The 11,907-nt window shown below is 57.7% G+C and carries 6 protein-coding genes; all 6 read right to left on the bottom strand.

Features of this window, described 5'->3' with window-relative positions:
* Nucleotides 1-617: 617 nt before the first annotated feature.
* Nucleotides 618-2,213, bottom strand: coding sequence for a tRNA lysidine(34) synthetase TilS (gene tilS / locus N512_RS0107090; RefSeq protein WP_051472695.1), 1,596 nt, complete (start codon nt 2,211-2,213; stop codon nt 618-620).
* Nucleotides 2,213-5,686, bottom strand: a complete 3,474-nt coding sequence (gene dnaE / locus N512_RS0107085; protein WP_028779861.1) for a DNA polymerase III subunit alpha — start codon at nt 5,684-5,686, stop codon at nt 2,213-2,215. Before dnaE ends, tilS begins: the two co-directional genes overlap by 1 nt.
* 175 nt (nt 5,687-5,861) lie before the next feature.
* Complete coding sequence (locus N512_RS0107080) at nt 5,862-6,581, bottom strand: response regulator (RefSeq protein WP_051472694.1); 720 nt, start codon at nt 6,579-6,581, stop codon at nt 5,862-5,864.
* Entirely contained in the window at nt 6,565-9,222 is a 2,658-nt protein-coding gene (locus N512_RS22445; protein ID WP_037474405.1) for a DUF4118 domain-containing protein, read from the bottom strand. Before N512_RS22445 ends, N512_RS0107080 begins: the two co-directional genes overlap by 17 nt.
* A 4-nt stretch (nt 9,223-9,226) precedes the next feature.
* Nucleotides 9,227-9,784, bottom strand: coding sequence for a potassium-transporting ATPase subunit KdpC (gene kdpC / locus N512_RS0107070; RefSeq protein WP_037474402.1), 558 nt, complete (start codon nt 9,782-9,784; stop codon nt 9,227-9,229).
* A 12-nt stretch (nt 9,785-9,796) separates the two neighbouring features.
* Entirely contained in the window at nt 9,797-11,902 is a 2,106-nt protein-coding gene (gene kdpB, locus N512_RS0107065) for a potassium-transporting ATPase subunit KdpB (protein ID WP_081737101.1), read from the bottom strand.
* Nucleotides 11,903-11,907 lie beyond the last annotated feature (5 nt).

The following is an 11,907-nucleotide window of genomic DNA, read 5'->3' as shown; positions in this document are numbered from 1 at the left end:
GTATCGGCCGGCGACATGAAGCTTATAAATCAGGTTGTGAAGTAAGATAATGCCAACCTATCACCAAGTTGCGGTGACAATTGATTTGATGATGAGACAGTCAGACTGTTCTACTTAAAACCTGTTGAATCCATAGGCTCATCGTGAAGCCGCAAGGATGATGAGGAAAGTAGAAGCACATATCCATCAGGGCCAGAGATTTAACTCAGTAACAGGCCGAATATATGGGTGCAATGAACTCTTCTCAAATTGAAATCAAATGTCTTGCAAACGGGATGGGTCCATATATGTATTCACGCCGTGTCACAGGATCGCCTGTGCGAGAGCGCACCGCAGGTGATTGACCGCTGCTTAACCACGTTATTTTCGCCAACGGCTGTCGGCGACACCGAGGGGAATTATGGGTTCACAACAACTTCCCTGTTTAACGGCCAGCTCATCATCCATAACTCGCGCTCGAAAGCATGTTGCCACGCGACTCTCGCCATGTCACAGGATCGCCTGTGCGAAAGGCGCACCGCTGGTGATGGGCTACAACTTATCTAGCCGCTAGGACCAAGTTCATTGATGAGTTTTGGCTCAAAGCCATGTTAGCCGCTGTGCCCAAACTATTTGCGCTAAGGGGTTGCTTCAGCAACCAGCTTCAACACGATTCCGGGTTCAGAGCCAGATGCCAGTGCGCTACGCTCGACAAAACCACCGGCCAGCGCCAGCAGTCGGCCATTTTGCATCAGCAGCGGCACTCTGTCTCTAAGCCAGGGTGGCACTCCAAGTTCATGCCAGAGTTTCTTGAGCTCCCGCCCCTTGTCTCTATTGTGAGGCTGACAGCGGTAACTGCCCTTGAGCCCCATGACCAGTTCAGGTGCTGCAGCGGTATCTGATGGCTGAACTTTTGCACCTAGTGACGCCGATAGTGACGTCAGTAGCGGTGCCGATAGTGAAGCCATTAGAGGAGCCAGTTGTGGAGCCATGACCTGAGCCAGCGCCACCCTTGGCCCTGAGTCTGCCAATGTCAGCTCCAGGCGCTGCCAGGGGGCGGCAAGCCCAACACTCAGACTCTGCCCTTGGCTCAATGCTTGCAGCTGCTTTTGGCTCAGGGTCAGTTTCGAGGGGTTTGCTGCCACATCTTCAGCCGAACCTGCGCCATCAAGCAGCTGGAATGCTGCCCCCGGCAGAGGCGCCATGGCATAGATCTGTTGCCCATAACGCCTGAGGAGCAATCCATTAAAGCTAAGCTCAAGCTGAGCATCCTCCCTGGCATCGAGTAGCTGCGCCAAGGCTTGCTGTAACTGCACCTGAGCCGGTAAGGGCAAGCGCTGCATCTGAATAAACTGCCGCAGCAACTGCGCCTGCCACTGGGGTGACAGCACTTTGAGCCCGGCGCTATCCAGTACCCGAACGCCGCTGAAGCGGCAACGGCCGAGCAAGGGCTGCAACTTTTCGGCGCTGACTTCATCGAGCAGCAACTGCTGTTCGGCGCACAGCGCGGCGCTGCGCGAGGCCGTTGTGGCAATCGAAGGCCAGCGCTGCTTGAGTACAGGGATCACCTCGGCGCGTAGGAAGTTGCGGTCATACTGGGTGTCCTGATTACTCTCATCACTGATATAGGGCAGCTCGAGGCTCGCCACCGCCTGCTCTATCTGAGCCCGGCTGCTGTCCAACATGGGCCGTAATTGCCAGCATGGTGCACTTTCTGCCCTGGATATCCGAGCTAAGGAAGTAAAGGCCAAGTGCTGAGCTTGCCCCATGGCCGCCAGTCCCTTGGGGCCCTGACCACGCTTGAGCGCCAGCAGCAGCGTCTCCAACTGATCGTCCTGATGATGGGCCGTCAGCAGAATATCGCCGGGATTGAGCAACTCGGCAATCGCCTGATAGCGAGCGCGCCGCGCCTCGGCCTCGATACTGACACGCGAACCGAGCTCAAGTTGCACCTTCCGAAGAACAAAATTCAGGCCATAATGCTCGGCTCTTTGGCGACAATGGGCCGCCCAAGCATCGGCATTGCGGCTGAGGCCATGGTGTACGTGCACCAGGGAGATTTGATAAGGCGTATTGGGATGAGTCTCGCGAAAGCGCGCCAAGGTATAGGCCAGCAGCTCTGAGTCCATACCGCCGCTGTAACCCAGCCAGAGGTGGTTGTCAGCCGTGGCGCCGATTTGATCCAGCAGCGCCGTTAACTTGAGTATCAGGGTATCGACCAGAGTGTAGGGCATTAGAAGAGGATCCTGACCTTATCTGTGCCGAGCATGGCTTCCAGTGCCATCATGAGTTCATCACTGGGGTTCACCCGCCAGTCGTCACTCAAACGGAACTGCCCCTTGGCCAGGGCCTGACGATAGTTGATCGCCACAGGCACAGAGCCGCCGCGCCAGGGCGAAAGGGTCTCATAAAACTGTGTCAGCCATTCCGGGCTCAATATTGCCGCGTCGAGATCCAGCTCCACCGCCGCCGCAAAGTGGCTGCGGGCTTCGCCCATATCTATGATGTTGCGCGCCGTCATCCGGTTACCGCCGGAGAAGTCATCGAAGCTCACTTCACCTTCACAGATGAGGATCCTGTCTTTCTCCAGCAGGTGATTGAATTTCTCGAAGGCCTCGGTAAACAGCATCACTTCCAGACGGGCACTCTTGTCGTCCAGTGTCAGCAGCCCCATCTTGGAGCCTCGCTTGGTCAGCATCACCCGGGTGGCGACCACCAATCCGGCGGCCTTGACCGTCTTGCCCCTGTCTGTGGGGTGAATATCCTTGAGCCGCCCGGAGGTGTAGTGCCTGAGCTCTTTGAGATATTGGTTGATGGGGTGACCTGTGAGGTAAAGCCCCAGGGTTTCACGCTCCCCTTCCAACCAGACCTTGTCCGGCCAAGGTGGGCAGTCTACAAACTGTTGCTTGCTGTCCTGGGGGTCGTCGTTGAGCAGACCGAACATGTCGCACTGACCTATGGCTTCGGCCTTGGCGTGCTGATCGGCGGCGCGTATCGCCTCCGGCAAGGTAGCCATCATGGAAGCCCGGTGCGGCCCCAGATTGTCCATGGCGCCGGCATTGATCAGCTTCTCAATCACCCGGCGGTTGAGTTTTTTCAAATCCACCCTGGCGCAGAAGTCGAACAAGTCTTTGAACGGCCCACCCTTGCGGGCTTCCAGAATCGATTCGACCGGCCCCTCGCCCACGCCCTTGATGGCGCCTATACCGTAGACGATATTGAGCTCTTCATCGACGGTAAACTTGAACAGGCCCTTGTTGACATCCGGCGGGATCAGCTTGAGTCCCATGCGCTCACACTCATCCACCAGGGTCACTATCTTGTCTGTGTTGTCCATATCGGCGGACATTACCGCCGCCATAAATTCAGACGGATAGTGGGTCTTGAGCCAGAGTGTCTGATAAGACACCAGTGCATAGGCGGCCGAGTGTGATTTGTTGAAGCCGTAACCGGCGAATTTCTCCACCAGATCGAAGATCTTCATCGCCAGTTCGCCATCGACGCCGTTTTTTATCGCCCCGGCTTCAAAACCGGCACGCTGCTTGGCCATCTCTTCCGGCTTTTTCTTACCCATGGCCCGGCGCAGCATGTCTGCGCCGCCCAGGGTATAACCCGCCAGCGTCTGGGCAATCTGCATCACCTGTTCCTGATAGAGGATGATGCCGTAGGTAGGATCCAAAATCGGTTTAAGGCTCTCGTGTTGCCACTTCTCATCCGGGTAGGAGATGGCCTCGTGGCCGTGCTTACGCTCGATAAAGTTATCTACCATCCCCGACTGCAAGGGGCCTGGGCGGAACAGGGCCACCAGAGCGATCATATCTTCAAAGCAGTCGGGCTGCAGACGCTTGATAAGATCTTTCATGCCGCGGGATTCCAGCTGGAATACCGCCGTGGTTTCGTAGCGTTTCAGTACCCCGAAGGACTTGGCATCGTCCAGCGGAATGGCGGCAATATCGACCGGCGGCTTGCCGAGCTTGGCGAGCCTTGGATTAATCATCCCCAGTGCCCAGTCGATAATGGTCAAGGTTCTGAGACCCAGGAAGTCAAACTTCACCAGACCGGCGGTTTCCACGTCGTTCTTGTCGAACTGGGTCACCGGGTTTTTACCTTCGGCGTCGCAATAAAGCGGCGAGAAGTCGGTGATCTTGGTCGGCGCAATCACCACGCCCCCGGCGTGCTTACCCGCGTTACGGGTCACACCCTCAAGCTTGCGACACATGTCGATAAGGTCTTTGACATCCTCATCGGCCTCATAGGCTTCAGGCAGCGCAGGCTCGGCCTCGAAAGCCTTGGCCAGCGTCATCCCGGGCTCGGCCGGGATCATCTTGGAAATTCTGTCGACAAAACCATAGGGGTGACCCAGCACCCGGCCCACATCACGCACTACCGCCTTGGCGGCCATGGTACCGAAGGTGATGATCTGCGATACCGCATCCCGGCCATAGAGTTCGGCCACGTGATCGATAACCTCATCGCGCCTGTCCATACAGAAGTCGACGTCGAAGTCGGGCATCGACACCCGCTCGGGGTTAAGAAAACGTTCGAACAGCAGGTCAAATTCCAGCGGGTCCAAGTCAGTGATCTTAAGCGCATAGGCCACCAGGGAGCCGGCACCCGACCCCCGCCCCGGGCCCACGGGAATACCGTTGTCCTTACCCCACTGGATAAACTCCATCACGATAAGGAAGTAGCCGGGAAAGCCCATCTGGTTGATTACCTTGAGCTCAATATCCAAACGCTCGTCATACTCGCCGCGCTTTTCCGCCCGCTCCTGTGGGTCCGGAAACAGGAACTCGAGACGCTCTTCTAGCCCCTCTTTGGAACGCATCACCAGATAATCCGCGGTGGACAGCTCACCCGTGGGGAAGTTGGGCAGAAAGTACTCGCCGAGCCGCACGGTAACGTTACAACGCTTGGCTATCTCCACCGTGTTTTGCAGCGCTTCCGGAATATCGGCAAACAGCTCGCACATCTCAGCTTCTGTCTTGAGATACTGCTGCTCGCTGTATTTCTTGGGTCTACGGGGGTCAGCCAGAGTGTAGCCATCGTGGATAGCCACCCGGATTTCATGGGCCTCAAACTCTTCCGGGGTCATGAACACCACCTGGTTGGTGGCAACCACAGGCAGGCCTGTGTTGGCAGCATGTTCCACCGCCATGTGCAGGTAGCGCTCCTCATCCGGGCGCCCGGTGCGGATAAGTTCAATAAAGTAACGGTCGTTGAAGTGCTGCTTGTAGAAATCGGTCAGTTCCTGGGCCTGGTTCAGGTTGCCCTTGAGCAGCGCCTTGCCCAGGTCCCCTTCCCTAGCGCCGGAGAGCAGCAAAATACCGGCGCCGTGCTCCAGCAGCCACTCCTGATCGATAGCGACCCGGTCACGCACCTGACCGCGCAGATAGGCCTTGGAGATCAGCTGAGTCAGGTTCTGGTAGCCGTCGTTATCCATGGCCAGCACGGTAAGCGCGCAGAACTCATCTTCAAAGCCGGGCACCAACATCCAGAAGTCGGCCCCTATGATGGGCTTTATCCCGGCGCCATGGCAGCCACCGTAGAATTTCACTAGACCACAGAGGTTGTTCTGATCCGTCAGTGCCACTGCCGCCATGCCCTCATCGGCCACCTTGGCCAGAATGGGCTTGACCTTGGCCAGACCATCGGTCATGGAAAAGTCTGAGTGAACACGTAGATGGACGAAACGGGGCTGTGACATGAAAATCCGATTACTCTGACTGGCTGAAAATCAATAGGGAAAGATAACACGCCGGGAGAGGTTCACCAAAGTTAAAACCGGCCGCCTTGTCGGCAAAATCACGCCAAAGGCGTTATCTGGCGGCTTTTGCGACAAAATCAAAATCCAAGCGATGAAGCCGAGCCGGGCCTCTCCATTATTTACCTGTGACGAGGCGATAACCTATGCCGATTTCCGTCAGCAGGTATTTGGGGTTGGCGGGCTCAGCTTCTATCTTATTGCGCAGATGCTTCATATAAGTGCGCACATAGTGGCCATGCTCGACAAATGTCGGCCCCCAGACCTGTTTCAGCAGGCTTTGTTGAGTCAACACCTTGCCCGGCTGCTCCAGCAGGGCGTTCAGGAGCTTTAATTCCGTCTTGGTCAGATGCACGGGCTCGCCGTTGCGGCTCAGCTGCTGACGGCGGCGGTCGAACAAGACCTCTCCCAACTGCACCTGAGCTTCAGGCTCATGGCTGTGACGTAAGTGTCGCCTCAACGCCACCCGCACCCGGGCCAGCAGTTCCTCTATGCCGAAGGGCTTGCACAGGTAATCGTCGGCGCCGCTGTTAAGCGCCTGCACCTTGTCGGCTTCATCGCTGCGGGCCGACAGCACTATTACAGGAGCATCACTCCAGCTGCGAAAGCGGGGAATAAAGCTCTGGCCATCGCCATCGGGCAAGCCGAGATCCAGGATCACAGTATCCGGCTGCCGGGTCGAGGCCTCCATCAAGCCCTGATTGAGCGAGTGAGCGGTGAACACCTCAAGCCCCTGCTGCTGCAAGGCCTTACTGACAAACTGACAGATCTCCTGGGCATCATCTATCACCAATACCCTTCTGTGATGAAACGGCTGCGGCTCAATCAATGCTGGCATAACTGGATTCCTGCTCGGGTAAATACTCTTCTTCGCCGCACATCTCGGGCGGTGAAACATAGGGCAAGCTGAAGGTGAACACGGCGCCGCCCTGTTCGCGGTTATGGGCCCAGATGCGGCCACCGTGGGCCGAGACTATCGCCTGACAGATGGCCAAGCCGAGCCCCAGCCCGGGAATGCCACACTCCTTGTTGCCGCGCTCAAACTTGGTAAACAGCCAACTGGCATCCTCTGTGGGAAGCCCGGGTCCGTTGTCGGCCACTTCGATATAAAACTGCTCGGCATCCAACTGAGCACTGATGCTTATCTGTACCTTTGGCGGGCCATATTTAAATGCATTTTCCAAAAGATTCAACAGCACCCGCTGAATGAGATTGCCATCGCAATAGATAAGCGGCAGCTCGGCAGGGATATTCAACCGAACCTGGGTTCTGGGTTCCAGTTGCCTTAGCGTCACCCCGAGGATCTCCTCCAGATCCTGCCAGTCAAGCTGCAAAATAAAATGGCACGACTCGAGGCGGATCATCTCCATCACATTGTTGGTCAGGCGAATGGTTTCGCCTATCCGCTGTGCCAGTTGGCGCGCCTGCTGACACTGCTCGGGGAAAGGCGCCAGACTGGTCACCAGGCTGTCGCTCTGGTTGCGGATAAGCGTCAGCGGCGTGCGCAAGTCATGGGACAGGGAAGAGAGCATGGTGCTGCGCATCTTTTCGGTTTCCACATTCAACTGCGCCTGCTTGGAGGCCTTGGCCAGCTCGAGCCGCTCAAGCGCCTGCGCCAACAGGCAAACAAAGGCATTGAGCAGCCTTTGCTGCTCAGGTGCCAGCCAACCGCTGAGACTCACAGGCTCGAGCACCACCATGGCCAGCACCCGCTGCTCTATAGCTACCGGCTGATAGTAGCAACCGGCATTGGGCAGGGTATCTGTTCCGGCTCCGGCTGCGCAGTTGTTGGCAATGCTCCACTTGGCAATGGCCGAATCATAACGGGTAAAACCCTTGGTCAACAGCAAGGTCCCCTGTTCTTCGGCCTTCAATACCGCCACCGCCGCGGCGAAGCTCTTGCCGATATGCTGCTGGGCGATGGCAGCCATCTCCCGCTCGGTTTGCGCCGAGCCCAGTTGCTGCGACATCTCAAACAGCTGATAGGTGCGCAGCTCCCGCTGCCGGGCCATTTGCGCCTGAATCCGCATGGTATGCGTGAGTTGGGTGATGGCGATACTGACTATGGCCATGGCGAAGAAGGTCATCAGATATTGAGCATCGGCAACCGAGAAGGAGAACCTGGGCTCGACAAAGAAGAGGTCAAAGCAGGCCACATTGACCAAAGTTGCCAACAAGGCGCTCATTCTGTCGAGCCTGAGCGATAGCAAGACAGTGCCCAAGAGGTAGATCATCACTATGTTGGTGGCGTGAAACCAGGGCGCCAGCCAATAGCCAAGCAAGGTACAAAAGGCCGACATACCCAGGGCCAGGGCAATATTCGCCGGGCGCAGTCTTGGCCAGGCTCTGGGATTGGCGGCCTTGGGCTGCTTAGTGGCTTGATCAAGGTTGAGGCTGATAATCTCCTCATCTGCGGCGCGCTTTCTCAAACGCTGGCCCAGCTCCCGGCGCCATGGCAGCTGCCGCTTGCCGCTGTGGTGGCCGATAAGGACCCGCTCCAACCTGTGTTCGCCGGCAAATTCCAGCAAGCCGTGGCAGATATCATGATCCACCAGAGTCGCGGTCTCGGCCCCCAGGCTCTCGGCCAGCTTGAGGTTATCCTGCAGCTGTTGCCGCTTGCTATCATCCCACTGCTGCACCTCGGGCGTTTCCACATGCAGGGCATACCAGCGGCAGTTGAGGCGCTTGGCCAGACGCATGGCATGGCGAATAAGCTTCTCCTGCTGCTCACCATGGGTCAGCCCCAGCAGCAGGCCGCCCCTGAGGCCGGGCTCATTGTCCTGACGCCTGCGCTGCTCCAGCCGCTCGGCGGTGGCGTTGAGGGCCAACTCCCTGAGCGCGGTGAGATTCTGACGGTTGAAGAAGTTTTCTATCGCCCTTTCCACCTGGGATGAGAGATAGATTTTACCCTCACGCATTCGCTGCATCAGGTCATCGGGTGGCAGGTCCACCAGCACCACTTCGTCGGCCTCATAAAACACTGAGTCCGGCAGGGTTTCCGACACCTTGATACCGGTAATGCCGCCCACCAGATCGTTGAGGCTTTCAAGATGCTGCACATTGACTGTGGTAAACACATCTATACCGGCATCCAGCAACTCTTTGACATCCTGCCAGCGTTTGCGGTGACGGCATCCCGGGGCATTGCTGTGGGCCAGCTCATCGACCAATACCAGCGCCGGATGCCGGGCAAGCACGGCATCGATATCAAACTCCTGATAACGCCGGTGCATTACGCTCAGCACTTTGGGCGGCAGCAGCTCCAGGCCTTCGAGCAAGGCCGCCGTCTCATCTCTGCCGTGGGTTTCCACCAATCCGGCCAGTACATCCAGCCCCTGCAGTCTTAGCCTGCGAGCCTCGCTGAGCATGGCATAGGTTTTGCCCACCCCGGCAAAGGCGCCGAAGAAGATTTTGAGCCGCCCCCGGGAGGACGGCTGTTGCTGTAGCAGCAAATCGGCATTGGGCCTGATTTCTGACAAGTGATTACTCCATTCTGCTCAATGCCAGGTTCAGCAATAAAACATTGACCGTGGGCTGGCCGATAAAGGGCAAGGGCGGCTGTCGAATATGGCTGTCAATCAGTGCCTTTAACCGCGCCTCTGATACCCCTCTCGCCTTGGCGACTCGCCCCAGCTGCCAGTAGGCGGCCTCGGGTGAGATATGAGGGTCCAGACCACTACCGGAGGCAGTGACCAGCAGCCCAGGCACAGACGAATTTCCAGGGTTGTGGGCATTCAAGGCCGCGGCTCGCTGCTGCCACAGGGATTGCAACTCACGGCTGTGGGGCGACAGATTACTGCCGCCGGAAGCCTGGGCGTCATAAGCCGAGGCCGAGGCGCGGCCATGGAAAAATCCGTCCGTCTTGTACTCCTGCCCGATAAGCTCTGAGCCCAGTAAGACGCCATCTCGCTCTATTATGCTACCTCCCGCCTGATGCGGGAACAGTGCCGTGGCGCCAACGGTGACCAGCAGCGGATAGACCAACCCGGTCACGACAAAGATAACGCCGAAGACCCACAAGCCCATTTTCAAGGTTTTCATAACATACTCCAATCAGATCCAGCCAGTGGCGGCAAGCAATGCGTCTATGACTTTAATGGCAACAAAGGGCAACAGCAGGCCGCCAACCCCATAAAACAACAGGTTGCGTTTGAGCACTGCGGCGGCCGCCATGGCGCGATAACGCACGCCCTTGAGCGCCAGCGGCAACAGCGCCACCAGGATCAGCGCATTGAAGATCACCGCCGAAATGACCGCCGACTCAGGCGAGTGCAGTCGCATCAGATTGAGGCTCTCGAGCGCCGGAAAGGTGGTGCTGAAGGCCGCGGGAATGATGGCAAAATACTTGGCCAGATCGTTGGCTATGCTGAAGCTGGTGAGCGAGCCACGGGTCATCAACATCTGTTTGCCGATATGCACCACTTCGATAAGCTTGGTGGGGTTGGAGTCGAGATCCACCATATTGCCGGCCTCCTTGGCCGCCTGGGTGCCCGAGTTCATTGCCAATGCCACATCCGACTGTGCCAGCGCAGGTGCGTCATTGGTGCCATCGCCTGTCATGGCCACCAGGCGGCCCTCATTCTGGTATTGCCGAATCAGCGCCAGTTTGGCTTCGGGCGTGGCCTCGGCCAGATACTCATCCACCCCGGCCTCGGCGGCAATGGCCGCGGCGGTGAGCGGGTTATCGCCGGTGATCATCACGGTTTTGATGCCCATCTTGCGCAGCTGGATAAAGCGCTCCTTGATACCGCCTTTGACTATGTCCTTGAGCGCTATCACCCCGAGAAGTTTGTTGCCTTCGGCCACCACCAGAGGAGTGGAGCCCTGCTTGGCCACCTTATCCACCAGGGCTCCCAGTTCTTTGGGAACCTCGCCGCCGTTGGCCTTCACATATTGGCTGATGGCATCGAAAGAACCTTTGCGTATCTGCCTCGTCCCCAGATTGATACCGCTCATGCGGGTTTGGGCAGTAAAGGGAATAAAACTGGCGTCGAGTTCGGCAAGACTGCGCTCCCGGATGGCAAACTTCTGTTTTGCCAGCACCACTATGCTACGCCCCTCCGGGGTTTCATCGGCAAGAGAGGCCAGCTGCGCCGCATTGGCCAACGCCTCTTCAGCTATACCGGCCACAGGCAGAAAATCACTCGCCTGGCGATTGCCCAGGGTGATGGTGCCTGTCTTGTCCAGCAAGAGCACATCCACATCACCGGCGGCTTCCACCGCCCTTCCCGAAGTGGCTATCACATTGACGCCTATCATGCGGCTCATGCCGGCGATACCCACGGTAGACAGCAGCCCGCCTATGGTGGTGGGGATGAGGCAGATGAGCAGCGCCAGAAGCACTGTCATCGAGATAGGCTCGCCGCCGCTGCCCATGGCACCATAAGCGGAAAATGGCGCCAGAGTCACAGTGACCAACAGGAAAATCAGCGTCAGGGTGATCAGCAAAATATTCAGCGCCACCTCATTGGGGGTCTTGCGCCGCTTGGCGCCGTCCACCATGGCAATCATGCGTTCGAGGAAGGTATTGCCGCTCTCCTGGGCGCAGCGCACTACCAGCCAGTCTGACAACAGCCGGGTTCCACCCACCACAGAGCTTAAGTCGCCGCCGGACTCGCGGATAACGGGTGCCGACTCACCGGTAATGGCGCTCTCATCCACAGAGGCAACCCCTTGAATAATCTCCCCGTCGCAGGGAATGATCTCACCGGCTTCCACCCGCACGATATCACCGCACTTCAGGGTATCGGCGAGCACTTTCTCAAGCCCCTTGTCTGTCTGCTTGTTGGCCCAGCTGCTGCGTCGAAGCCCCCGCAGACTGTCGGCCTGCGCCTTGCTGCGTCCCTCGGCCAGTGCCTCGGCAAAGTTGGCAAACAGCAAGGTCAGCCACAGCCAGATGGCGATAATACCGCTGAACCAGGGATTTCCGGCGCGCCAACCCAAGCCTATGGCCACAGCCTCCAGCGACAGAAGGATACTGGCGACATAAACCACAAACATGATGGGGTTCTTCAGCTGCACTCTAGGGTCCAGCTTGGTCAGCGCGCTTAGCAGCGTTTGCCTCAGCATGGCGGCATCTATCTGCAGCACAGGATGACGCTTGTTGCAGCCTGTCTCTCTTGGATGATCAGGCGTTATATCAAAACTGAAGGTTTTCATTGTCT

Origin of the sequence: Shewanella sp. 38A_GOM-205m, from assembly GCF_000518445.1 — a bacterium.
GTDB lineage: Bacteria > Pseudomonadota > Gammaproteobacteria > Enterobacterales > Shewanellaceae > Shewanella > Shewanella algae.
Note: the sequence above shows the minus strand (reverse complement) of the source record. Positions and strands in the feature narration are given on the sequence as shown.

Excerpts from the sequence above, each read along its gene's own strand:
- tilS (WP_051472695.1), bottom strand. The coding sequence starts at position 2,213 with ATGCCCTACACTCTGGTCGATACCCTGATACTCAAGTTAACGGCGCTG.
- dnaE (WP_028779861.1), bottom strand. The coding sequence starts at position 5,686 with ATGTCACAGCCCCGTTTCGTCCATCTACGTGTTCACTCAGACTTTTCC.
- N512_RS0107080 (WP_051472694.1), bottom strand. The coding sequence starts at position 6,581 with ATGCCAGCATTGATTGAGCCGCAGCCGTTTCATCACAGAAGGGTATTG.
- kdpC (WP_037474402.1), bottom strand. The coding sequence starts at position 9,784 with ATGAAAACCTTGAAAATGGGCTTGTGGGTCTTCGGCGTTATCTTTGTC.
- kdpB (WP_081737101.1), bottom strand. The coding sequence starts at position 11,902 with ATGAAAACCTTCAGTTTTGATATAACGCCTGATCATCCAAGAGAGACA.